Raw genomic sequence first — 21,760 nt, 5'->3', positions numbered from 1 at the left:
AGTCACCCGCCGCGCCCGTGCCCGTGCCCGTGCCCGGGCAGGGGCACGGGCAGGGGCGCCGGTCCGCGTCCCCGGTCCGGTAGGGGTGGGCGCCCAGTAGATTGGACCGGTGCTCTCCAGTCTCTCCCGTCCCAAGGCGCTCGCGGTCTGCGCGCTGCCCGTCGCCGCGCTCTTCGCCGTCGTCGCGCTCGCGCCGCTGCCCTACGCCATCGCGCAGCCCGGTACGACCGCCGACGTGCTCGGCGAGGACAAGGGCCGGGAGGTCATCACGATCACCGGCGCCCCAGTCCGGCCCTCCGAGGGGCAGCTGCGGATGACCACGATCATCGCGACCGGGCCGTCCACGGACGTCGACCTCGGGGACGTGGCCGACGCCTGGTTCCGCACGGACCGGGCCGTCCTGCCGCGCAGCTCCGTCTATCCCCCGGGGAAGTCCGACGCCGAGGTCGAGAAGCGCAACCTCGGCCAGATGAAGGAGTCCCAGGACGCCGCCACCGTCGCGGCCCTCGACTACCTCGACGAGGACCCCGGGAAGGTCGAGGTGGACCTGAACCTCGCCGACATCGGCGGGCCGAGCGCGGGGCTGCTCTTCTCCCTCGGCATCGTCGAGAAGCTCGACGGCGACGGCGCGGGCGGCGACCTCACCGGGGGCCGGATCATCGCCGGCACGGGGACCATCGACGCCGACGGCGCGGTCGGCGCCGTCGGCGGGGTCTCGCTGAAGACCCAGGCCGCGGCGCGCGACGGGGCCACCGTCTTCCTCGTGCCGAAGGCCGAGTGCTCCGACGCGCAGGCGGAGCTGCCGAAGGGGATGCGGCTCATCCCCGTCACCGCGCTCAGCGACGCGGTGGCCTCCCTGAAGGCCCTGGAACAGGGGCAGGAGGCGAAGGTTCCGCGCTGCTGACCGGCGCACCGGCGGGTGCGCCGTCGCCGGCCGCCCGCTCCGGCGGCGGGGCGTCCATGCCCCGCCAGGCCGGGAAGAGCAGCGGCGAGAGCGTGGCGAGGAAGTAGAGCCCGCCGATCCCCAGCAGGGCCGCGGTCAGGCCGGCGCGCTCGACGAGGAGACCGGCCGCCAGACCGCCCAGCGGGGTCGTCAGCAGCACCCCCGCCGTGCTCGCGCCCATCACCCGGCTGCGCAGGGCGTCGGGGACCTGCTCGTACATCACCGTGGTCAGGATCGGGTTGAGGACGCCGACGCCGAACCCGGCCGCCGCGAGCGTCACGAGCAGGGGCGCGGTGGTGCCGGTGAGCGCGGCCACCAGGTACGGCGGGGCGCCCCCGAGGAGGAAGCCGGCCGTGAAGACGGCCCGGCGCGGGAAGCGCTGGCCGACCGCCCCGTAGAGCAGGGCGCCGACGAGGGCGCAACCGCCGAAGACCGACACGAGCAGACCCTGCGTGGCCGGGCCGCCCAGCTCCTCGCGCGCGTGGACCGGCAGCAGCACCGCACTCCAGCTCTGGCTGAGGCCGTTGGTGACCATCACCATCACCGTGATGCCGAGCAGCAGCCGCGCGCGGAACAGGAAGGTGTACCCCTCGCGCAGATCGGCCCGGTAGCGGGCCGGGGAGAGGCGGGGGCCGTCCCGTACGGGCTCCGCCGACGGCACCCCGCGCAGGCCCGCGGCGACGAGCAGCGCGGAGACCACGAAGGTCGTCGCGTCGAGGAGCAGGACCGTGTCGGCGCCCATGAACGCCACGAGGAGTCCGGCGACCGCGGCGCCCGCCATCCGCGCGCCGCGCGCCACGGCGTCGTACAGGCTGGCGGCCCGCGGCAGCGAGGTCCCGGCACGCCGGGCGAGATCCGGCACCAGGACGTGCCGGGCCATCTCCCCGGGCGCGTGGAAGAGGCCGTTGACCGCCATCAGGGCGCACAGCGTCCAGAACTCCAGGAGTCCGGCGCGGTGCAGCAGCGGGATCGCGGCGAGCGCGAGGGCGCAGACCAGGTCGGAGGCGATGCTGACCCGGCGGCGGCCGATCCGGTCGACGACCGGGCCGCCGGCGATCGCGGAGACGAGGACGGGCAGGGCCGCGCAGAAGGCGACGAAGCCGGCCTTGCCGGGGCTTCCCGTGGTGTCGAGCGCGAACCACGGGACGCCGATGAGGGTGAGTGAGTTTCCCGTGATCGAGACGGCGTTGGCGGTGAGGACGGTGGCGAGGGGGAGCCGTTTCCGCCCTGCCGCGCCCGTCCCCGCGGCGTCGTCTCCCTCCGGTGCGGTCATGCGGCCAGGGGGGCCGTGCGGTGGTGCGGGGGAGTGGCCAGGCGCAGTCCCAGCTCGACGAGCCGCCAGCCGAGCTGGACGCGGAGCAGGCGGCCGGCCGGGCGGCCGGGGGCGCGCGGAGCGGCGGCTGCCTCGTTCCGCAGCTCGGCGGCGTGCAGCCGGTGGAGCTGGAGGTGTATGTCGGGGTGCATGACTCCGTCTTCCCTTCCGTCAGTTCTCGCGCTGCGGGAACGCGTGCAGATGGATCCGTACGCGCTCGGCGTTCGGCGCGTCGGCCTCCTCGACGCCCCGGTACGACTCGATGAGCGCGTGCATCCGCGCGTCGAGCTCGCGGAGCTTCTCGGGGGGCAGGCGCAGCGTGAAGTCGCTCATGTCGGACACGCCGGTCCAGGCGTCGTCCCAGTCGTGCCGGGTGCCGAGGTAGGTGCTCAGTTCCTGGGTGTGGATGGTCGCGATCTCGTGGACGTAGAGGTCGAGGGCGCCGCGGACGGCCGGGTCCGGGTTCCGGGAGAGCGACTCGTCGACGGTCACGCCCTGCTGGGCCGCCTTCCACCACCGTTCGCGTCCCTTGCCCCGGCTCGGGTCGTCCTCGACGAAGCCGTAGGTCGCGAGCTGGCGCAGGTGGTAGCTGGTGGCGCCGCTGGACTCGCCCAGCCGCTCCCCGAGCTGGGAGGCGGTGGCGGGGCCGTGGCTGCGCAGGGCGCGCAGCAGCTGGATGCGCAGGGGGTGGGCGAGCCCGCGCAGGGTGCGCGGGTCGAGGGGGCGGGTCGGGAACGCCTCGGGCTCGGACATGGGTCGAGCGTAGAGTTGCAAAGAAGTACTTGCAAGGGTTTCTTTGCAAGTACTTCTTTGCAGCAGTGCCTCCCGGGCCTCGCGGGGGCCTCCCGGGCCTCGCGGGTTTCCCGGGGCTCGCGGGTTTCCCGCGCCCGCTACTCCTGCGCCGCCTGCTCCACCAGCGGGATGATCCGCAGCGGCACCGGGTTCTCCATCACGATCGCCGTCGACGCCCGCACGATCCCCTCGAAGCCGACCACCTTGTCGATCACCCGCTGGAGGTCGGCGTTGGAGCGGGCGACCAGGCGGCAGAGCATGTCGCCGTGGCCCGTCGTCGTGTGCAGTTCGAGCACCTCCGGCACGGTCGCCAGGTGCCCCCGCACGTCCGCCCCCTGCCCCTGCTTGATCTCCAGCGTCGCGAAGGCCGTCACCGGATAGCCCAGCGCCGCCGGGTCCACCTGCGGGCCGAAGCCGCGGATCACCCCGGTCGCCTGGAGCCTGTCGAGGCGTGCCTGCACCGTCCCGCGCGCCACCCCGAGGCGCCGCGAGGCCTCCAGGACCCCTATGCGCGGCTCGCGCGCGAGGAGCGTGATCAGCCGCCCGTCCAGATGATCGATCGCCACAACGGTCTCCCCGTGGTCAGGATGTACAAGTCGCACGGCCATACTGGCCTGTCGCTGTACAGATTGACCAGCAGAACAACGAACTCTTGCGCACCTTGCCGAACGGCGGGACATTGACGCCATGGCAGACACCTCGATGATCATCGATTCCGACCCCTCCACCGCGCGCAAGGCCGATCCCTTCCCGGTCAAGGGAATGGACGCGGTCGTCTTCGCCGTCGGCAACGCCAAGCAGGCCGCGCACTACTACTCCACGGCCTTCGGCATGAAGCTCGTCGCCTACTCCGGACCGGAGAACGGCTCGCGAGAGACGGCCAGCTACGTCCTCACCAACGGCGCCGCCCGCTTCGTCTTCACCTCCGTCATCAAGGTCGCCACCGACCGCGGCCGCTTCCTCGCCGACCACGTCGCCGAGCACGGCGACGGCGTCGTCGACCTGGCTATCGAGGTTCCGGACGCCCGCGCCGCGTACGCCTACGCCGTCGAGCACGGCGCCACCGGCCTCACCGAGCCGCACGAGGTGAAGGACGAGCACGGCACCGTCGTCCTCGCCGCCATCGCCACGTACGGCAAGACCCGCCACACCCTCGTCGAGCGCTCCGGCTACGACGGCCCGTACCTCCCCGGCTTCGTCGCCGCCAAGCCGATCGTCGAGCCGCCGGCCAAGCGCACCTTCCAGGCCATCGACCACTGCGTCGGCAACGTCGAGCTCGGCAGGATGAACGACTGGGTCGGCTTCTACAACAAGGTCATGGGCTTCACCAACATGAAGGAGTTCGTGGGCGACGACATCGCCACCGAGTACTCCGCCCTCATGTCGAAGGTCGTCGCGGACGGCACCCTCAAGGTGAAGTTCCCGATCAACGAGCCCGCGATCGCGAAGAAGAAGTCGCAGATCGACGAGTACCTGGAGTTCTACGGCGGCGCCGGCGTCCAGCACATCGCGCTCGCCACCAACGACATCGTCGCCACCGTGCGTGCGATGCGGGCCGCCGGCGTTTCCTTCCTCGACACCCCCGACTCGTACTACGACACCCTCGGCGAGTGGGCCGGCGAGACCCGCGTGCCCGTGGAGACGCTGCGCGAGCTGAAGATCCTCGTCGACCGCGACGAGGACGGCTACCTGCTGCAGATCTTCACCAAGCCGGTCCAGGACCGCCCGACCGTCTTCTTCGAGATGATCGAGCGTCACGGTTCGATGGGCTTCGGCAAGGGCAACTTCAAGGCCCTCTTCGAGGCGATCGAGCGCGAGCAGGAGAAGCGCGGCAACCTCTGACGGGACGCGCACCACGAGGGCCCGGGGCTCCTGCCCCCGGGCCCTCACCCCTGTCGGCACGTCCCGGCCCGCGTCTCCCTGCCCGTACCCCCTCCTGCCCGCGTGCCCCGCGCCCGCCCGGACGCGGGGCACGGCCACGGGGCGCCCGGGCACGGGGCGAGCCCATCAGCCGGCGGGTTCCGGCCCACGCGGGGGGTGGGCCGGGGCACCGTCCCTAGGGAGCGCCCCCATCGACCCGTCCCGCCGGGGCCGCCGGTTCCGCCGGAGCCGCCTGGGCCGCCGGTCCCGCCTGGGCCGCCGGCGTCACGGGGTTCGCCGGCTTCCTCGGCTTCGCCGGTGCGCGCGACCCCGCCTGCCGCACCTCCTCCGGCTCCGGACGGAGTTCCCTCGGCAGCTCGTCCGACGGCTCGCCGAGCGCCGCCAGCGCCTCCCGCGCCCTCGGGACGAGCAGCGGCGAGAAGTGCGGGTTGATCCGCAGCGCCTCCGCCACGTGCCGCCGGGCCGGACCCTCCTCCCCGAGGGCCCGCTCGATCTCGCCCCGGTGGTACGCGAAGAGAGCGCTCCGCAGCCCCTCCTCCGTGGCCCGGGTCGCGTACTCCAGCGCCTCCTTAGGCTGCCCCGCCCGGTACAGAGCCCACCCGAGCGCGTCGGCGACCCGCACCGAGCGGTGCCCCCGCGCCCACTCCGCCCGCATCCGGGCGACCGCCCCCGCCGCGCTTCCGTGGTCCGCGTCGAGCAGGGCCAGCGACACCTCGCCGCCCGACCACGCACCGGTCCGCAGCCGCGCGTACAGCGCCCGCGCCTCCTCGTCGAGGCCCAGCGCCTCCGACAGCTCGCCCGCCTCCAGGACGTACTCGGGGAGCGGCAGCCGGGCCAGCGCCGCCCGCCAGTCCCGCAGCGCCTCGTCGGTCCGGCCCAGCGCCGCCAGGGCCCGCGCCCGGCCCGCGAGCGCGGGCCCGTGGTCCCGCACCTGCGCCAGCGCCGCCCCGAACCGCGCGAGCGCCTCCTCCGGCTCGCCCCGCTCCCAGGCCAGGTCCCCGAGCCGGGCCAGCGCCGCCGCCTTGTCCGGGGCCGCCTCCGCGAGCGCCACCGCGGCGTGGGCCGCCGCGTCGGCGTCCTCGCGCCAGCCCCGGTCGCGGTACGTCTGCGCGGCCCGCGTCCGCACCATCGCGCCCGCGTGGCGCCCCTCCAAGGTCTCCATCGCCTTCTGGGCCGCCTTGTAGTCCCCGAGGCCGTTGTACGCGTCCATCAGCACCGGGAGCGCCGACCAGCCGCGAGGGTCGGCCTTCCGGGCCTTCTCGCCCCACTCCCTGGCCGTCCTCCAGTCGCCCCGCGCCCCCGCGAGCGCCCCCATGGCCAGCTGGGCCGCCGTGTTGCCGCGCGCGGCGGGCCGTTCGGCGAGCGAACGCCGCAGCGCCCGCTCGGCGCGCGGGTAGTCCCGTACGTCGCCGAGCCGCGCACCCCGCTCCGTGTAGGCCGCGCCGAGCCGCGCCCAGGACGCGTCGTCGTCCGGGTGGTCCCGCAGCCACCCCTCCCGGTCCGCGATCAGCGCCGCCAGGTCCGGAAGGGAGGCCTGCGCGCCCGCGTGGGCCGCGATCGTCGCCCGCTCCGCCGGACCCGGCGGGGGCGGCGGCCCCTGGTCGAGGAGCTCGGGGACGTACAGGAGCGCCGTCGCCGCGAGCACCGCGCCCGCGCCGGCCGCCAGGACCGCCCTCGACACGTTCTGCGTCTTCATGGCGCTCACTGTCCTCCCGCCCGCGGCTGTACGAAGAGCACACGAAGCGCCCGCCCCGGCGGGTTCACACCGATGGCCCCGGGTGCCACGCTGGAGGCATGGACGATCTTCTGACGCGGCTGCGCGCCGGGCTCCCGGCCGAGGCGCTGCTCACCGATCCGGACGTGACCGCCTCCTACGCGAACGACATGGCGAGCTTCTGCGAGGCCGGCGCGCCCGCCGTCGTGGTGCTCCCGCGGACCGTCGAGCAGGTGCAGCACGTCATGCGCACCGCCACCGAACTCCGCGTCCCCGTCGTCCCCCAGGGGGCCCGCACGGGCCTCTCCGGCGGCGCCAACGCCTCCGACGGCTGCATCGTGCTCTCCCTGGTGAAGATGGACCGCATCCTGGAGGTCAACCCGGTCGACCGGATCGCCGTCGTCGAACCGGGTGTCGTCAACGCCGTGCTGTCACGGGCCGTCGCCGAGCACGGCCTGTACTACCCGCCGGACCCGTCCAGCTGGGAGACGTGCACCATCGGCGGGAACATCGGCACCGCCTCCGGCGGCCTGTGCTGCGTCAAGTACGGGGTGACGGCCGAGTACGTCCTCGGCCTCGACGTCGTGCTCGCCGACGGCCGGCTCCTGACCACCGGCCGCCGCACCGCCAAGGGCGTCGCGGGCTATGACCTGACCAGGCTCTTCGTCGGCTCGGAGGGCAGCCTCGGCATCGTCGTCCGGGCCGTCCTCCAGCTCAGGCCGCAGCCCCCGGCGCAGCTCGCCCTGGCCGCCGAGTTCCCCTCCGCGGCTGCCGCCTGCGCTGCCGTCTGCACGATCATGGAGCGCGGCCACACCCCCTCGCTGCTCGAACTCATGGACCGCACCACCGTCCAGGCCGTCAACCGGATGGCGCGGATGGGCCTGCCCGACACCACCGAGGCGCTGCTCCTGTGCGCCTTCGACACCCCCGACCCGGCCGCCGACCTGGCCGCGGTTGCGGAGCTGTGCGCGGCGGCGGGCGCCACCGAGGTCGTCCCCGCCGCCGACGCCGCCGAGTCCGAACTCCTGCTCCAGGCACGCCGGCTGTCCCTCACGGCGCTGGAGACGATCAAGTCGGCGACCATGATCGACGACGTCTGCGTGCCGCGGACGCGGCTCGCCGAGATGCTCGCGGGCACGGCGGCGGTCGCGGAGAAGTACGACCTCACCATCGGCGTCTGCGCGCACGCGGGCGACGGCAACACCCACCCCGTCGTCTGCTTCGACCACACCGACGAGGACGAGTCCCGGCGCGCGCGGGAGTCCTTCGACGAGATCATGGCGCTCGGGCTCGCGCTCGGCGGCACGATCACCGGCGAGCACGGCGTGGGCGTCCTCAAGAAGGAGTGGCTGGCGCGGGAGCTGGGACCGGTCGGCCTCGAACTGCAGCGCGGGATCAAGGCGACCTTCGACCCCCTCGGGCTGCTCAACCCCGGAAAGCTCTTCTGAGCCGGGGTCCCTGGGGGCGCGGCGACGGGTCACAGCTCGCCGTCCTGGGACTCGTCCGACGGCCACGGGTCGCGCAGCCACAGCTCGTCCGCGGCCACCGCGCTCGACAGGAGCTCGGCGAGGCCGTCGTCGAGGCCGAGCCGCTCCGGCTCGGTGCCCGGCGGCACCGCGCGCAGGGTCCGCTCCAGCCAGGCGGACACCTGTGCGGAGGGGGCTTCGAGCAGGGCGTCCCCGTCGGGGGAGGAGAGCGCCATCAGGACGACGCCGCGGCCGTCGACCTTCGTGGGCCAGATCCGCACGTCGCCGTGGCCGCACGCGCGGAACACGCCCTCGACCAGGAGTTCGCGCGCGAACGTCCAGTTGACCGGGTGGTCGGTGCCGATGTGGAACGTGATGTGGACGGCGTACGGGTCGTCCGTCCGGTAGGCGAGGCGGGCGGGGACGGGGACGGCCCGCTCGGGGGAGAGCACCAGCTTCAACTCCAGCTCGCGCTCGACGGTGGTGTTGTCGGTGTTCTGCATCGCCGTACTCCCTCTCGCTGACCGGCCCCGGTCGGGCCTTCACCTGGAGAGAGCGGGCCGGCCGCCGTTCATGACGCGACTTCGGGAAGTTTTTCCGGGAAAGTTCTCCGCGACGGGGTGGACCGGCGCGGAAAGGGAGCATGTACCGGCCCGAGAATCACCGGGAGTGATCGATTCCGGTGCGCGTCCCCCTCGAAGGCGGGCTTTCTCGCGGGCTCTTTGTTCCCTCGGGGGCGTTCTTCGTTACTGTCCTCCTTGGGCGCGGCACGCCCGGCACGCGGCCGCGCGGTTCAAGGGCGTTGTGACTGAACGGAGTCGGGGCAGTGGCTACTCCTCCTGGAGGCGGCGAAGAGGTACCGCAGGCGGGGTACTACCCGGACCCGTCCATTCCCGGGTACATCCGGTACTGGAACGGGGGCGCCTGGGTCCCCGGTACGAGCAGGCCCGCGCCCACGGACGGTGAGGTTCCGCCGGGCCCGCCGGCCTCGGCGATCCCGGCCGGGCCGATCCTGGCCTCCGGCGCGGCACCCGCACCGGCCGCGCCCGCCCGCCCCGAACCGGAACCGTCCCGTCCGCAGCCGGAACAGCAACCGCCCCAGCACCACGAGCCCCAGCCGCGTCACGAGCCGCATCAGCAGCACGAGCCCCAGCCGCGTCACGAGCCGCAGCGGCTCCCCGCGCAACAGCAGCCGCCGCAGCCCGCGCCCCGGACCGAGCCCGCGCGTCCCGCCGCCCCCGTGCCCGCACAGGACCGGGGGCCCGCGCCGCTGCCGGCCCAGGACCGCGCGCCCGCGCTCGCCCCCGTACCCGCCGTCGAGGAGACCGGCCCCTTCTTCTTCGACGAGGAGCCGGCCCCCGCCGAGCCCGCGTCCGCCTGGCAGGCGGACACCTCCCGCCAGACCGGCTTCGGGGGCGACCTCGACCGGAAGGTCTCCTGGGGCGCGCCGCGGACGCCCGACCCGCGCACCCCGGCGGAGTGGCCGGTCGCCGGTGCGGGTGAATCCGAGCCCGAGGGTCCGGCCCGGGCCGCCGCGCCCGCCGCGCCCGCCGCTCCTGTCGTGCCCGCCGCGGACCCCCGGGCCACCGGCGGGGCCGCGCGCCTCGGCGGCATGCCGGTCACCCCGATCCCCTCGGCACCCGAGCCGGCACCCCGCGGGCCCCAGCCCGCCCCGGTGGCTCCCGAGCCCCGGCCGGCCCCCCGCCCCGCCGCCCCCGAGCCGGCGGCCGCCGCCCCCGCTCCCGTGCCGCAGGCGCCCGCCCCGGCGTCCGCTCCCGCGACCCCCTCCTGGGCGCAGCAGGCGCAGCCCCAGCCGCAGGCCCCGCAGCCGGCCGCGCAGGGACAGGACCCGCAGCAGCCCGTCGTCCCCTGGAAGCCCCCCGTCGACGACCTGTTCGTGCAGGCGGCCCGCGCCCAGGCCTCCGCGCGGCCCGCCGGGCTCGGCCGCAGGCTGATCGCCCGGCTGGTCGACAGCCTCGTCCTGGGCGCGCTCGCCGGTGCCGCCGCCTTCCCGTTCGTGACCGCGGCCCTCGACCACATCGACGGCAAGATCGAGGCGGCCGAGCAGTCGGGCGTCACCGTCCAGGTGTGGCTCGTCGACGGCACGACCTCGGTGCAGTTCGGGATCGCCCTGGCGGCCTTCTTCGTCATCGGCGTCCTGTACGAGGTGCTGCCCACCGCCAAGTGGGGCCGCACGCTCGGCAAGAGGCTGTGCGGGATCGAGGTGCGGGACATCGAGGCGCACCAGCCGCCGCGGTTCGGGGCGGCGCTGCGCCGCTGGCTCGTCTACAGCGTCCTGGGGCTCCTGGCCGTCGGCGTCCTCAACGTCCTGTGGTGCCTCTTCGACCGCCCCTGGCGGCAGTGCTGGCACGACAAGGCCGCCCGTACCTTCGTGGCGCGCTGATCCGCGGACCGCTGCCGCCCGGCCGGGCCGGGCGGCCCTCCGCGCGCGGGGGTCCCCCGAACGGCCGGTGATTCCTTGCGGGGGCGTCCGCCCCGGGATGCACTGCCCCCATGAGCACCGACCAGCCGCCGCCCGGCCAGCCGCCCGAGGAGGACCCGTTCCTCAAGAGGCCGCAGGAGCCTCCGCCGCCCTCCGGGGGCCAGCCGCCGCCGGCCGGCCCGCCCCCGGGAGGCCCGCCCCCGGACGGCCCGCCGCCCGGTGGACCGCCGCCGGGGGGTCCGCCGCCCGGGAGTCCGTACGGGCCCGGGGGAGGTTCGCCGTACGGTCCCGGGAGCGGCTCCCCGTACGAGAACGCGCCGCCCCCGCCCCCGTACGGCGGCTACGGCGCCGGGTACGGAGGGACCGATCCGCTCTCCGGGATGCCGCCGCTCGCCGAGTCGGGCAAGCGCATCGCCGCCCGGATCATCGACTGGCTGATCGTCGCGATCCCGCTCGCGATCATCGGCATCCCGTTCAAGATCTACTCGCGGGCGACCGAGGACGGGAACGACTTCGGCGACACGGTCAACAGCCTCAACGGAGGCAGTCAGCTGGTCTTCCAGCTGATCACGATCGTCGCGTTCGTCGCCTACGACACGGTGATGACGGCGAGGAACGGCCAGACCCTCGGCAAGAAGTGGATGAAGCTGCGGGTCGCGATGCTCAACGACGGCTCGACGCCCCCGATGAGCCAGTCCCTGCTGCGCGCGATCGTCCTGTGGCTGCCCGCCCTGGTCTGCTGCGCCTGCCTGTGGCCGCTGCTCCTGCTGATCCTGATCCTGGTCGACAAGCCCTACAAGCAGGGTCTGCACGACAAGGCGGCCAAGACGGTCGTGGTCTCCGTCCCGCGCTAGCCGAACCGCCCGCCGCCGCACGGGTCCCGGCCCGACCGGCTGGGTCCGGGCCGGCGGAGAGGGCGCACGAGGGGACGAGGTGTCACGAACCGGTCCGGGTGTCGACCCCCGCGCCCACGCGCGCGGTCGGGACCCGGGCCTCTTCGTGCGCGGCGGGTGCGGGAGTCCGCGCGGTGGTCTTGACGCCGCTCGTCCGCGGGGGCATCGTCACCGCCACGAGCAGTCCGGTCAGCAGGCCCGCGAGGCAGACCACCGTGATTCCGAGCGGGGACGTCGTGCCGGAGAGCAGCAGCAGGGCGACGGTCGTGAGGACGACGGTGGCCGAACCGTAGGTGAGTTGCGCGGCGTTCGGACGCTGCATGACACGTACCGCCCTCTCAGGACAACGGTTCGACTCTAAGTCCGTGGATGCCCGGGCGGAACCGAAGTAAGCGTGACCTCACCCACGATGAGGGGGCACGGGGTGCACGGGGGGCGCACGGAGTCACGGGGCATGTGATTTTCCCGGCAGAACACCCCAGGATCGTCCGATAATCGGAATTCGACTCCCGCATAGTGCAGTTGGTATGTGCAAGTCAAGATCTGTCTTTTCTTGCGTACCTCCGGTCGAATGTCGTCACTTGTGACGCGCGACCCGCCGGACGGACACCCCACCTTCGGTCCGCGGCGCGGGCGCCGGGGAGGACATATCAAGTGACCAACAGACGACGGGCGATCAGAACGTCCGCAGTTGTTGTGGCGCTCGCGGCCACCGCCGCCACCGCCTCGACCTTCACCACCGCATGGGCCGACAATCACGGAAGCGTGACGCCGGCCGATGTCCGTCACGACCCGGCGCCCGGGCACGGACACGACCACGAAAACGGGAAGACGGCGGTCGACCACGACCTCGAAGGCCCCTTCAGCGAGCAGCAGGCGCAGCAGCGCAAGGCTGCCCTGGAGCAGGTGCTGAGCGGCGAGACGAAGGTGGAGCGGCGCAACGGCTCCCAGGTCGTCAAGCTCGACGACAAGAAGTACGTCGAGCTGGGCCGCGAGAAGACCGACAAGATCTTCACGATCCTGGTCGAGTTCGGCGACAAGGTGGACACCACCACCCTCGTCGACCGCGCGGACGACGACACGACCGAGCCGAAGCCCAAGTACGGCGGCACGCCCGGTCCCCTGCACAACCAGATAGCCAAGCCGGACCGTGCGCACGACAACTCCACGGACTGGAAGGCCGACTACGACCAGAAGCACTTCCAGGACCTGTACTTCGGCACCGGCAAGGACGCCAAGGGACAGCCCAAGCAGTCGCTGAAGACCTACTACGAGAAGACCTCGTCCGGCCGCTACTCGGTCGACGGCAAGGTCTCCGACTGGGTCAAGGTCGAGTACAACGAGGCCCGTTACGGCTCGAACTACTGCGGCAACAGCAACTGCTCCAACGTCTGGGACGCGGTCCGCGACGGCGTCACCGCCTTCGTCGCCGACCAGAAGGCCAAGGGCCGCACCGACGCCCAGATCAAGGCCGACATGGCCCAGTACGACCTCTGGGACCGGTACGACTTCGACGGCGACGGCAACTTCAACGAGCCCGACGGGTACATCGACCACTTCCAGATCGTCCACGCGGGCGAGGACGAGTCGGCGGGCGGCGGCGCCCAGGGCGGCGACGCCCTGTGGGCCCACCGCTGGTACGCCTACGGCACCAACGCGGGCAAGACCGGCCCGGCGAACAACAAGGCCGGCGGCACGCAGATCGGCGACTCCGGCATCTGGGTCGGCGACTACACGATGCAGCCGGAGAACGGCGGCCTCGGCGTCTTCGCGCACGAGTACGGCCACGACCTCGGTCTGCCGGACCTGTACGACACCTCCGGCCTCTCCGGCGCCGAGAACTCGACCGGCTTCTGGTCGCTCATGTCCTCCGGCTCCTGGCTCGGCCGCGGCAAGGACGCCATCGGCGACCTGCCCGGCGACATGAACGCCTGGGACAAGCTGCAGCTCGGCTGGCTGAACTACACCAAGGTCGCCAACGAGGCCCGCAAGTGGAACTCCACCCACAAGCTGGGCGTCGCCGAGTACAACACCAAGAACCCGCAGGCGCTCGTCGTCGAGCTGCCCAAGAAGGCCGTCACCACCGACGTCGTCGCGCCCGCCGAGGGCGCCTCGCAGTGGTGGAGCAACATGGGTGACGACCTCAAGAACACCCTGACCCGCTCCGTCGACCTGACGGGCAAGAAGTCCGCCTCCCTGAAGCTCAAGGGCTGGTACGACATCGAGCTCGACTACGACTACCTCTACACCGAGGTGTCGACCGACGGCGGCGCCAACTGGACGGCCCTGGACGGCACCGCCGACGGCAAGCCGCTCCCGCGCGACGCCAGCGGCGCCCCGGCGCTGACCGACGTCTCGGGCACCCACAAGGAGCTCGTCTACGGCCTCGACGCCTACGCGGGCAAGAAGTTCGACCTCCGCTTCCGCTACCAGACGGACGGCGGCGCCGGCGGCAAGGGCTTCACGGCCGACGCCATCACGCTGACCGCGGACGGTGCGACCGTCTTCGCCGACGGCGCCGAGAACGGCGACAACGGCTGGACGGCCAAGGGCTTCTCGCGGGTCGGCAAGGGCTTCACGAAGGAGTACGAGCAGTACTACATCGCGGAGAACCGCCAGTACGTCTCGTACGACGCCACCCTCAAGGTCGGCCCGTACAACTTCGGGTTCACCGGTGACAAGGCCAGCTGGGTCGAGCACTACCCGTACCAGAACGGCCTGCTCATCTGGAAGTGGGACCTCTCCCAGAAGGACAACAACACCGCGGTCCACCCGGGCCAGGGTCTGATCCTTCCGGTCGACTCCCACCCGACCCCGCTGAAGTGGAAGGACGGCACCCTGATGCGCAACCGCGTCCAGGCGTACGACTCCACCTTCGGCACCTACAAGACCGACGGCATGCTGCTCCACAAGGCCGACGTCGCGTCCTTCGTCCCGTCGCTGCCGGGCAACCCGGTCTTCGACGACCGCAAGGGCACGTACTGGTTCAAGGAGACGGCGCGCGCCGGTGTCCAGGTAACTGACACCAACACCAAGATCCAGGTCGTCAAGGAGCCGAAGAACGGCGAGACGATCACGGTCCGCGTGGGTCCGTCCACGAAGTAATCGGTAAAACCGCAGGTCAAAGCGTGATCGGCCGTCGCCCCTCTAGCGGGCGGCGGCCGATCGTGTTTAGGTGCGTCTGACGCATCAGACCGATGTTCTTATTGACAGTCGATCCACGGGGGAGTGGTCACACATGCCCAACGGAGGGTTCTGCAAGTTGCCGGGAGGCAGTGTGGTCGTCGCGATAGGGCTGCCCAGCCCGGCCCGCGACGGCGCCAGCGTCCGCTTCCTGGTCCACGCCGCCAACCGTGCCCGCGCCCTGACCAGGCTGCGGAACCTGGGGCTGCGCGCGGTGTACCTCCGGGGCAACAGCGAGCCGCCCACGCCGGACGAGATCACGGCCGTCCTGCACCACCCCGACGGCCTGCTCTGGAGATCCGCGCCCGGCGCCGCCCAGGAGCTCTGGCACCCCGTACGGTCCCTTCCCAGGGAGCCGGCCGCCTGAGGGGGCCGCCGGGCCCCCGCGGGACGCTCAGGCCACCACGGGCTTGCCCGTCAGCTCCACGCCCGCCGCCCGCAGCTCCTCCAGGGCCCGGTCCGTCGTCTCCTTCGCGACGCCGGCCGTCAGGTCGAGCAGCACATGGGTGCGGAAGCCCTCGCGGGCCGCGTCCAGGGCCGTCGCCCGCACGCAGTGGTCGGTGGCGATGCCCACCACGTCGACCTCGGTGACCTCCCGCTCGCGGAGCCACTCCGCGAGCGTCAGGCCGTTCTCGTCGTGCCCCTCGAAGCCGCTGTAGGCGGCGTCGTACGCACCCTTGTCGAAGACGGCGTCGATCGCCCCGCTGGCGACGGCCGGAGCGAAGTTCGGGTGGAAGCCGACCCCCTCCGTGCCCGCCACGCAGTGCACCGGCCAGGAGGTGACGTAGTCCGGCTCCTCGCCGTCCGGCGCGAAGTGCGCGCCCGGGTCGACGTGGTGGTCGCGGGTGGCGACCACGTGCCGGTAGGAGCTGCCCGCCGTCAGGCCGACCAGGTCGGTGATGGCGGCGGCGACGTCCGCGCCGCCGCCCACCGCGAGGCTGCCGCCCTCGCAGAAGTCGTTCTGAACGTCCACAACGATCAATGCGCGGTGCATGGCGGGTGTCCTTAGCGCGTCGGGGAGGGGTGGGACCGAGCCTAGAGAATCGGCCCGCCCACCGGGAGAGGGCGGGTCCGTCCGCATGGCCCTACAGGTACTCCGTGGGCAGCACGGGCTCGCCGCGGGAGAGCTGCATCGCCGACATCGGCAGCCCGGCGCGGGCCGCGATGTGCCGGGCCCTGGCGGCCTCCAGCGGCTCCCTGGCGACCACGTCGCCGCCCTTGACCAGCTCGACCAGGAGCTGGTGGCCGGCGAGCTCCGGGGGGACCGGGCCGGTGCCCAGCACCTCCGCCTCCGCGATCCCGTACGCGTCGGGGCGGCGCGCCGCCCACTTGCGCCCGCCGACCGAGGCCTTGCCGCCGAGCGACTTCTTGGCGACCGCCGTGAGCGGCGCCCTGGGATCGGCCGAGGAGGCGCGGGCGACCAGCTTGTAGACCATGGAGCAGGTCGGGTGACCGCTTCCGGTGACCAGCTGGGTGCCCACCCCGTACGCGTCGACCGGGGCCGCCGCGAGGGAGGCGATGGCGTACTCGTCGAGGTCCGAGGTGACGACGATCTTCGTGTCGCGGGCGCCCAGCTCGTCGAGCTGCTGGCGGACCCGGTGGGCGACGAGCAGCAGGTCGCCGGAGTCGATCCGGACGGCCCCGAGCTCGGGCCCCGCCACCTCGACCGCGGTGCGGACGGCCTCGGTCACGTCGTAGGTGTCGACGAGCAGGGTCGTGCCGCGGCCGAGGCTGTCGACCTGGGCGCGGAAGGCGTCGCGCTCGCTGTCGTGCAGGAGGGTGAAGGCGTGGGCGGAGGTGCCGACGGTCGGGATGCCGTAGCGGAAGCCGGCGGCGAGGTCCGAGGTGGAGTCGAAGCCGCCGACGTAGGCGGCGCGGGAGGCGGCGACGGCGGCCAGCTCGTGGGTGCGCCGGGCGCCCATCTCGATCAGCCGGCGCCCGGCGGCCGCGGCCGACATGCGGGAGGCGGCGGCGGCGATGGCCGAGTCGTGGTTGAGGATGGAGAGGATCACCGTCTCCAGCAGCACGCACTCGGCGAAGGAGCCCTCGACGCGCAGGACCGGCGAGCCGGGGAAGTACACCTCGCCCTCGGGGTAGCCCCAGATGTCGCCGGTGAAGCGGTAGCGGGCGAGCCACTCCAGGGTCGGCTCGTCGACGATCCCGCGCTCGCGCAGGAAGCCCAGGACGGCGGGGTCGAACCGGAAGTTCTCGACGGCGTCGAGGACCCGGCCGACGCCCGCGAGGACGCCGTAGCGCCGTCCTCCGGGCAGGCGCCGGGTGAAGACCTCGAAGACCGAGCGTCGGTCGGCGGTGCCGGCCCGGAGGGCCGCCTGGAGCATGGTCAGCTCGTACTGGTCGGTGAAGAGCGCGGTCGACGGCACGTCCACCGGCAGCCCAAGGTCCGCAGCGTTCATGTCAGTGATGCTAGCGCAGAAATCGTCAGATTGACGAATAGGGGGGCGGGCGAGTGACGGGCGGGTGACCCGTTTGTGCGACGGGCCCTCCGGGGTGGCAGCATGGGGTGAGTGAGCGTCGCGCCTATTGAGATCGAACGTACGGAATCGGCCGAGGAGGTCTCCGCGGTCGTCGAGCCGGACGTGCCCTGGGTGACCCTCGTGCACAACGATCCGGTCAACCTGATGAGCTACGTGACGTACGTCTTCCAGTCGTACTTCGGATACTCCAAGGACAAGGCGCACAAACTGATGCTCGACGTGCACCACAAGGGACGCGCGGTGGTCTCCAGCGGCACCCGCGAGGAGATGGAGCGCGACGTGCAGGCCATGCACGGCTACGGCCTCTGGGCGACCCTCTCCCAGGACCGCTTCTGATGGCCGGGCACTTCGAGACCCTGCCCGGCGGCGGTGCGGCCGTCGCCCTCGACGACGTCGAGATCTCCATCCTCCGCTCCCTCGCCGTCCAGCTCATGGAGCTGATCGGACCGGGCGACGAGCCCGCCGAGGGCGCCGACCCGCTGGCCGCCCTCTTCGCCGAGGGTCCCAGCAAGCCGCCGTCCGACCCCGCCCTCAAGCGCCTCTTCCCCGACGCGTACGGGGACGACAGCGAGGAGCTGCGGGCCGCCGCCTCCGACTTCCGCCGCTTCACGGAGAACGACCTGCGGGCCCGCAAGCGCGAGGACGCCCTCGTCGTCGTCCGCGCCCTCGACGCGCTCTCCGCCGACGCGGCGGGCGAGGGCGGCGCCGTCCTGAAGCTGACCCCGGACGAGTCCCGCGCCTGGCTCGGCGCGCTCAACGACCTCCGGCTGACCATCGGGACCCGCCTGGAGGTCACCGACGACGAGGGCGAGCAGCTGTACCGGCTGCCGGACTCCGACCCGCGCAAGCCGATGGTGATGGCGTACCTCTGGCTGGGGGCGCTCCAGGAGTCCCTCGTCGAGACCCTCCTGCCGTAACGGGCCCGCCGGCCGACCGGCCGCGTCGCGCCCGGACGCCCCCGCGACACGCCCAGGCGGCGGCGTGTTCGCTCAGCGGACGCTCAAATCCGGATAACGAATGCGTTATCAGAGCGTCCGCTTTGGCGTCTTGAGTCCCCTTCGCCCGGCGCTTCCCGTGACGTGCGCCACACGTGATTCCCTCGATCGCGCCGGACCGCGTGATAAATCTTCACGACCGCTCGGGGACGCCACCCCTGTTCCCGAGGGCGCTTCGTCCGGCTGACCGCCGGTGGCACTCCATCCACATCCGGGGGGATCAGGATCTGATCCGCGGCAGACGCACTCGTAGTCGCGCGGATCAGCATGGAGAAAGGCGCACCACCATGACCTCTGTGCAGGTCGACAAGCAGCACGACGGCACCGACGGGGCCGTGGACGGCGGCGAGGGCTACCAGCGCGGCCTCGGCGCCCGGCAGATCCAGATGATCGCGATCGGCGGTGCCATCGGCACCGGCCTCTTCCTCGGCGCCGGCAAGGCCATCGCCAAGGCGGGCCCCAGCCTGATCCTCGCGTACGCCATCGCGGGCCTGGTCATCTTCTTCATCATGCGCGCCCTCGGCGAGCTCCTCATGTACCGCCCCGTGTCCGGCTCCTTCGCGGAGTACGCACGCGAGTTCGTCGGCCCCTTCTGGGGCTTCGTGACCGGCTGGACGTACTGGCTCTTCTGGGTCGTCACCGGCATCACCGAAGTCACCGCCGCGGCCACCTATATGACGTACTGGTGGGACATCCCGCAGTGGATCTCCGCGCTGGTCTTCACCGTGATCCTCTACGGCGCCAACCTGATCTCCGTGAAGCTCTTCGGCGAGCTGGAGTTCTGGTTCTCCATGGTCAAGGTCACCGCCATCATCGGCATGATCCTGATCTGCGCCGGCATCCTCACCGTCGGCTTCTCCGACGCCGGGGACACCGCCTCCGTGACCCACCTGTGGGACCAGGGCGGTTTCTTCCCCACCGGCATCGGCAACACGCTGATGACCCTGCAGATCGTCATGTTCGCCTTCCTCGCCGTCGAGCTGGTCGGCGTCACCGCCGGCGAGTCCAAGGATCCGAAGACCGTCCTGCCCAAGGCCATCAACACCGTGCCGTGGCGCATCGCCGTCTTCTACGTCGGCGCGCTGATCATGATCCTGTCGGTCGTCCCGTGGACCGAGTTCCAGCCGGGCGTCTCCCCGTTCGTCGCCGCCTTCGAGAAGATGGGCCTCGGCGTCGGCGCCGCCATCGTCAACTTCGTGGTGCTGACCGCGGCCCTCTCCTCCTGCAACTCGGGCATGTACTCCACCGGCCGCATGCTGCGCGACCTCGCGCTCAACGGCCAGGGCCCCAAGGTCTTCACGAAGCTCACCAAGAGCGGCACCCCGCTGCTCGGCCTGACCTTCTCGGCCTCGCTCATGCTGGTCGGCGTCTGGATCAACTACGTCGCCCCCGGCAAGGCCTTCGAGTACGTCGTCTCCTTCGCCACCATCTCCGGCATGTGGGCCTGGATCATGATCCTGGTCTGCCAGATCCGCTACCGCGCCAAGGCGAACCGCGGCGAGCTCCCCCAGTCCGCCTTCAAGGCCCCGGGAGCCCCGTACACCAGCTGGTTCGCGCTCCTCTTCATCGGCATGGTCATCGTCATGATGGGCATCGACGAGGGCGCCCGCGTCTCCCTGTACGCGGCCCCGGTCTGGGGTCTCATCCTGGGCGTCTCCTACCTGGTCCTGAAGTCCCGCAACCCCGAGGGCGCCGCCTTCGCCAAGCGGTCCTGACCGGACCCCGCGGGCGGTCGCCCCGGGCCGTCCCCAAGCGGCCCTGACCACGACCGTCTCGGCATACGGGCCGTTCCGTACCACTCCCCGGTACGGAACGGCCCGTCGGCTTATCCTGTCGGCATGCTGACCATCACCCGGGCCCTGTACGACCAGATCGTGGAACACTCCCGCGCGGACCACCCCGACGAGGCCTGCGGCGTGGTCGCGGGACCGGTCGGCACCGGCCGCCCCGAGCGGTTCATCCCGATGCTCAACGCCGCGCGCTCGCCCACCTTCTACGAGTTCGACTCCGCGGACCTGCTCAAGCTCTACCGCGAGATGGACGACCGGGACGAGGAGCCCGTCATCGTCTACCACTCGCACACCGCGACCGAGGCCTACCCGTCCCGCACGGACATCTCGTACGCCAACGAGCCCCAGGCCCACTACGTCCTCGTGTCCACCGCCGACACCGACGGCGCCGGACCCTTCCAGTTCCGCTCCTTCACCATCGTCGAGGGCGTCGTGACCGAGGAAGAGGTCGAGGTCGTCGAGGAGTACGCCGCCTGAGACACTGACCGGGACCAACGGGCGGCAGGACCCAGGAAGCCGGTGCGAATCCGGCACGGTCCCGCCACTGTGACCGCCTTCCCCGAGGGGAGGCGGAAGCCAGGAACTGACCTGCCGCCTTCTCACCACCGATCGGGGACGTGGAAATCCCCGGAGGAGGCACGTTCCGCCATGTCCAGGCACCGCCGCACCCTGCTGCCCGCCGTCCTCCTGCTCCCGCTGCTCGCCGCCTGCTCGGCGCCCGCGGAGCAGGCTCCCGACGCCGGGGCCGCCCCCGGATTCCCGTACACCGTCACCAACTGCGGTGTGAAGACGACCTTCACGGCCCCGCCGAAGCGGGCGGTCACCATGAACCAGCACGTCACCGAGGTCATGCTCGCCCTCGGCCTGGAGAAGTCGCTCGTCGGCACCGCCTACCTCGACGACACGGTCCTCCCCGCCTACAAGAAGGCGTACGACTCCGTCCCGGTCCTCGCGAAGGAGTACCCCTCCAAGGAGGCCCTGCTCGCCGCGAACCCCGACTTCGTCTACGGCGGCTACTCCTCCGCCTTCGCGAGCAAGGACGGCCGGAGCCGCGACGACCTGAAGCGCGCGGGCATCTCCACCCGCCTCAACACCGAGTACTGCCCCTCCGGTTCGCCCTCCGTGGACGACCTCTACCGCGAAGTCGAGGAGGTCGGGCGGACGTTCGGCGTCCCCGACCGGGCCACGACCTGGGTCCGCGAGGCGCGGACCACCGTCGCCGCCACCGAGAAGCGGCTCAAGGGCACCGCGCCGGTCTCCGTCTTCGTCTACGACAGCGGCGACAAGACCGCCTTCACCGCCGGCGGCAAGGGCATCGGCAACGAGCTCATCACCCGCGCCGGCGGCCGGAACGTCTTCGCCGACCTCGACAAGGCCTTCGGCGACGCCACCTGGGAGCAGGTCGTCGCCCGCAAGCCCGAGGTCGTCGTCATCTACGACTACGGCTCCACCACCGTCGAGCAGAAGAAGCAGCGGCTCCTCGACGACCCGGCCCTCAAGGACGTCCCGGCGATCAAGAACCGCCGGTTCGCCGTGATGCCGCTCTCCGACACCGTCCTCGGCGTCCGCGTCCCCGCGGCCGTCGACAAGCTGGCCGCCCAGCTCCACCCGGCCCGATGAGCGCGGGGCCCGCCCGCGCGGCGAGCACACCGGAAGACCCGCCGCAGCCCCTGCCGCCGACCCCGGCCCCCACCGAGCGACGGAGTGCCCCCACGACGGGGCCGACGCGACCGGGTGGTCCCGCCTCCGTGGCGGCCGGGTCCCGCTCGTCCGCCGAGTTCGGGCCTGCCCGGCCAGCCCGCCCCGGCGCGCCCGAGAAGGGCCCGGCCGGGAAGCCCCCGGCCGGCAAGGCC

21 protein-coding genes and 1 riboswitch are annotated in these 21,760 nt (G+C 72.4%); of the genes, 12 read left to right on the top strand and 9 right to left on the bottom strand.

The window, feature by feature from the left end; translation table 11 throughout:
* Positions 1–109 precede the first annotated feature (109 nt).
* Positions 110–904, top strand: coding sequence for a S16 family serine protease (locus ACF09E_RS08090; RefSeq protein WP_392204377.1), 795 nt, complete (start codon positions 110–112; stop codon positions 902–904).
* Here ACF09E_RS08090 and ACF09E_RS08085 read toward each other — a convergent pair.
* From ACF09E_RS08085 to ACF09E_RS08070, 4 genes are all read right to left on the bottom strand, one after another.
* A complete protein-coding gene (locus tag ACF09E_RS08085; RefSeq protein ID WP_392204376.1) occupies positions 837–2,216 on the bottom strand; it encodes an MFS transporter in 1,380 nt (459 codons plus the stop codon). The two genes, ACF09E_RS08090 and ACF09E_RS08085, sit on opposite strands and share 68 nt — an antisense overlap.
* Positions 2,213–2,407 (bottom strand): hypothetical protein, encoded by a 195-nt coding sequence (locus ACF09E_RS08080; protein WP_392204375.1) that lies wholly within the window; start codon positions 2,405–2,407, stop codon positions 2,213–2,215. Before ACF09E_RS08080 ends, ACF09E_RS08085 begins: the two co-directional genes overlap by 4 nt.
* Before the next feature lie 19 nt (positions 2,408–2,426).
* Positions 2,427–3,008, bottom strand: a complete 582-nt coding sequence (locus tag ACF09E_RS08075) for a helix-turn-helix domain-containing protein (protein WP_392204374.1) — start codon at positions 3,006–3,008, stop codon at positions 2,427–2,429.
* A 137-nt stretch (positions 3,009–3,145) separates the two neighbouring features.
* A complete protein-coding gene (locus ACF09E_RS08070; RefSeq protein ID WP_361857505.1) occupies positions 3,146–3,613 on the bottom strand; it encodes an Lrp/AsnC family transcriptional regulator in 468 nt (155 codons plus the stop codon).
* A gap of 136 nt (positions 3,614–3,749) precedes the next feature.
* On the opposite strand from ACF09E_RS08070, the gene hppD reads away from it, so the two are divergent.
* Complete coding sequence (hppD, locus tag ACF09E_RS08065; RefSeq protein WP_388799666.1) at positions 3,750–4,889, top strand: 4-hydroxyphenylpyruvate dioxygenase; 1,140 nt, start codon at positions 3,750–3,752, stop codon at positions 4,887–4,889.
* A gap of 214 nt (positions 4,890–5,103) precedes the next feature.
* Here hppD and ACF09E_RS08060 read toward each other — a convergent pair whose 3' ends face one another.
* Complete coding sequence (locus ACF09E_RS08060; RefSeq protein WP_392204373.1) at positions 5,104–6,624, bottom strand: tetratricopeptide repeat protein; 1,521 nt, start codon at positions 6,622–6,624, stop codon at positions 5,104–5,106.
* Between the two features lie 98 nt (positions 6,625–6,722).
* Here ACF09E_RS08060 and ACF09E_RS08055 point away from each other — a divergent pair, with 98 nt between their 5' ends.
* Entirely contained in the window at positions 6,723–8,090 is a 1,368-nt protein-coding gene (locus tag ACF09E_RS08055; protein WP_392204372.1) for an FAD-binding oxidoreductase, read from the top strand.
* Positions 8,091–8,119: 29 nt separating this feature from the next.
* Here the strand turns inward: ACF09E_RS08055 and ACF09E_RS08050 are convergent, their stop codons facing one another.
* Positions 8,120–8,611, bottom strand: coding sequence for an SsgA family sporulation/cell division regulator (locus tag ACF09E_RS08050; protein WP_392204371.1), 492 nt, complete (start codon positions 8,609–8,611; stop codon positions 8,120–8,122).
* Positions 8,612–8,934: 323 nt separating this feature from the next.
* Between ACF09E_RS08050 and ACF09E_RS08045 the strand changes: the two genes are divergently transcribed.
* Both ACF09E_RS08045 and ACF09E_RS08040 read left to right on the top strand, forming a co-directional pair.
* The gene (locus ACF09E_RS08045; protein ID WP_392204370.1) at positions 8,935–10,512 is read left to right on the top strand and encodes an RDD family protein; all 1,578 of its coding nucleotides are present in this window, start codon (positions 8,935–8,937) and stop codon (positions 10,510–10,512) included.
* A gap of 110 nt (positions 10,513–10,622) precedes the next feature.
* The gene (locus tag ACF09E_RS08040) at positions 10,623–11,405 is read left to right on the top strand and encodes an RDD family protein (RefSeq protein ID WP_392204369.1); all 783 of its coding nucleotides are present in this window, start codon (positions 10,623–10,625) and stop codon (positions 11,403–11,405) included.
* 82 nt (positions 11,406–11,487) lie between these two features.
* Here the strand turns inward: ACF09E_RS08040 and ACF09E_RS08035 are convergent, their stop codons facing one another.
* Positions 11,488–11,766: a hypothetical protein gene (locus tag ACF09E_RS08035; protein ID WP_392204368.1), complete on the bottom strand. Its 279-nt coding sequence runs from the start codon at positions 11,764–11,766 to the stop codon at positions 11,488–11,490.
* A 332-nt stretch (positions 11,767–12,098) separates the two neighbouring features.
* On the opposite strand from ACF09E_RS08035, the gene ACF09E_RS08030 reads away from it, so the two are divergent.
* Together ACF09E_RS08030 and ACF09E_RS08025 are read left to right on the top strand one after the other, a co-directional pair.
* Positions 12,099–14,549 (top strand): immune inhibitor A domain-containing protein, encoded by a 2,451-nt coding sequence (locus ACF09E_RS08030; protein WP_392204367.1) that lies wholly within the window; start codon positions 12,099–12,101, stop codon positions 14,547–14,549.
* Between the two features lie 133 nt (positions 14,550–14,682).
* The gene (locus tag ACF09E_RS08025) at positions 14,683–14,994 is read left to right on the top strand and encodes a hypothetical protein (RefSeq protein WP_229313964.1); all 312 of its coding nucleotides are present in this window, start codon (positions 14,683–14,685) and stop codon (positions 14,992–14,994) included.
* 27 nt (positions 14,995–15,021) lie between these two features.
* Here the strand turns inward: ACF09E_RS08025 and ACF09E_RS08020 are convergent, their stop codons facing one another.
* Positions 15,022–15,621 (bottom strand): nicotinamidase, encoded by a 600-nt coding sequence (locus ACF09E_RS08020; RefSeq protein WP_361858553.1) that lies wholly within the window; start codon positions 15,619–15,621, stop codon positions 15,022–15,024.
* 91 nt (positions 15,622–15,712) lie between these two features.
* The gene (locus tag ACF09E_RS08015) at positions 15,713–17,041 is read right to left on the bottom strand and encodes a nicotinate phosphoribosyltransferase (protein WP_392204366.1); all 1,329 of its coding nucleotides are present in this window, start codon (positions 17,039–17,041) and stop codon (positions 15,713–15,715) included.
* Positions 17,042–17,152: 111 nt separating this feature from the next.
* Here ACF09E_RS08015 and clpS point away from each other — a divergent pair, with 111 nt between their 5' ends.
* From clpS to ACF09E_RS07990, 5 genes are all read left to right on the top strand, one after another.
* Positions 17,153–17,458, top strand: coding sequence for an ATP-dependent Clp protease adapter ClpS (gene clpS, locus ACF09E_RS08010; protein WP_073807902.1), 306 nt, complete (start codon positions 17,153–17,155; stop codon positions 17,456–17,458).
* On the top strand, positions 17,458–18,039 hold the full coding sequence (locus ACF09E_RS08005) for a DUF2017 domain-containing protein (protein WP_392204365.1): 582 nt from the start codon (positions 17,458–17,460) through the stop codon (positions 18,037–18,039). Before clpS ends, ACF09E_RS08005 begins: the two co-directional genes overlap by 1 nt.
* Before the next feature lie 365 nt (positions 18,040–18,404).
* Positions 18,405–19,832: an amino acid permease gene (locus ACF09E_RS08000; RefSeq protein ID WP_392204364.1), complete on the top strand. Its 1,428-nt coding sequence runs from the start codon at positions 18,405–18,407 to the stop codon at positions 19,830–19,832.
* 123 nt (positions 19,833–19,955) lie between these two features.
* Positions 19,956–20,384, top strand: a complete 429-nt coding sequence (locus ACF09E_RS07995) for a Mov34/MPN/PAD-1 family protein (RefSeq protein ID WP_392204363.1) — start codon at positions 19,956–19,958, stop codon at positions 20,382–20,384.
* A gap of 5 nt (positions 20,385–20,389) precedes the next feature.
* Positions 20,390–20,518: riboswitch (cobalamin riboswitch) on the top strand.
* Positions 20,519–20,555: 37 nt separating this feature from the next.
* Complete coding sequence (locus tag ACF09E_RS07990; RefSeq protein ID WP_392204362.1) at positions 20,556–21,527, top strand: ABC transporter substrate-binding protein; 972 nt, start codon at positions 20,556–20,558, stop codon at positions 21,525–21,527.
* The last annotated feature ends 233 nt before the right edge of the window (positions 21,528–21,760 follow it).

This window comes from Streptomyces sp. NPDC014891, from assembly GCF_043081085.1.
Lineage (GTDB): Bacteria > Actinomycetota > Actinomycetes > Streptomycetales > Streptomycetaceae > Streptomyces.
The sequence above is the reverse complement of the archived record's forward strand: the minus strand, read 5'-3'. Positions and strand labels throughout refer to the sequence as shown.

Coding starts and splice junctions, on each gene's coding strand:
- ACF09E_RS08085 (WP_392204376.1), bottom strand. CDS start 2,216: ATGACCGCACCGGAGGGAGACGACGCCGCGGGGACGGGCGCGGCAGGG.
- ACF09E_RS08080 (WP_392204375.1), bottom strand. CDS start 2,407: ATGCACCCCGACATACACCTCCAGCTCCACCGGCTGCACGCCGCCGAG.
- ACF09E_RS08075 (WP_392204374.1), bottom strand. CDS start 3,008: ATGTCCGAGCCCGAGGCGTTCCCGACCCGCCCCCTCGACCCGCGCACC.
- hppD (WP_388799666.1), top strand. CDS start 3,750: ATGATCATCGATTCCGACCCCTCCACCGCGCGCAAGGCCGATCCCTTC.
- ACF09E_RS08060 (WP_392204373.1), bottom strand. CDS start 6,624: ATGAAGACGCAGAACGTGTCGAGGGCGGTCCTGGCGGCCGGCGCGGGC.
- ACF09E_RS08055 (WP_392204372.1), top strand. CDS start 6,723: ATGGACGATCTTCTGACGCGGCTGCGCGCCGGGCTCCCGGCCGAGGCG.
- ACF09E_RS08050 (WP_392204371.1), bottom strand. CDS start 8,611: ATGCAGAACACCGACAACACCACCGTCGAGCGCGAGCTGGAGTTGAAG.
- ACF09E_RS08040 (WP_392204369.1), top strand. CDS start 10,623: ATGAGCACCGACCAGCCGCCGCCCGGCCAGCCGCCCGAGGAGGACCCG.
- ACF09E_RS08035 (WP_392204368.1), bottom strand. CDS start 11,766: ATGCAGCGTCCGAACGCCGCGCAACTCACCTACGGTTCGGCCACCGTC.
- ACF09E_RS08025 (WP_229313964.1), top strand. CDS start 14,683: ATGCCCAACGGAGGGTTCTGCAAGTTGCCGGGAGGCAGTGTGGTCGTC.
- ACF09E_RS08020 (WP_361858553.1), bottom strand. CDS start 15,621: ATGCACCGCGCATTGATCGTTGTGGACGTTCAGAACGACTTCTGCGAG.
- ACF09E_RS08015 (WP_392204366.1), bottom strand. CDS start 17,041: ATGAACGCTGCGGACCTTGGGCTGCCGGTGGACGTGCCGTCGACCGCG.
- ACF09E_RS08005 (WP_392204365.1), top strand. CDS start 17,458: ATGGCCGGGCACTTCGAGACCCTGCCCGGCGGCGGTGCGGCCGTCGCC.
- ACF09E_RS08000 (WP_392204364.1), top strand. CDS start 18,405: ATGACCTCTGTGCAGGTCGACAAGCAGCACGACGGCACCGACGGGGCC.
- ACF09E_RS07995 (WP_392204363.1), top strand. CDS start 19,956: ATGCTGACCATCACCCGGGCCCTGTACGACCAGATCGTGGAACACTCC.
- ACF09E_RS07990 (WP_392204362.1), top strand. CDS start 20,556: ATGTCCAGGCACCGCCGCACCCTGCTGCCCGCCGTCCTCCTGCTCCCG.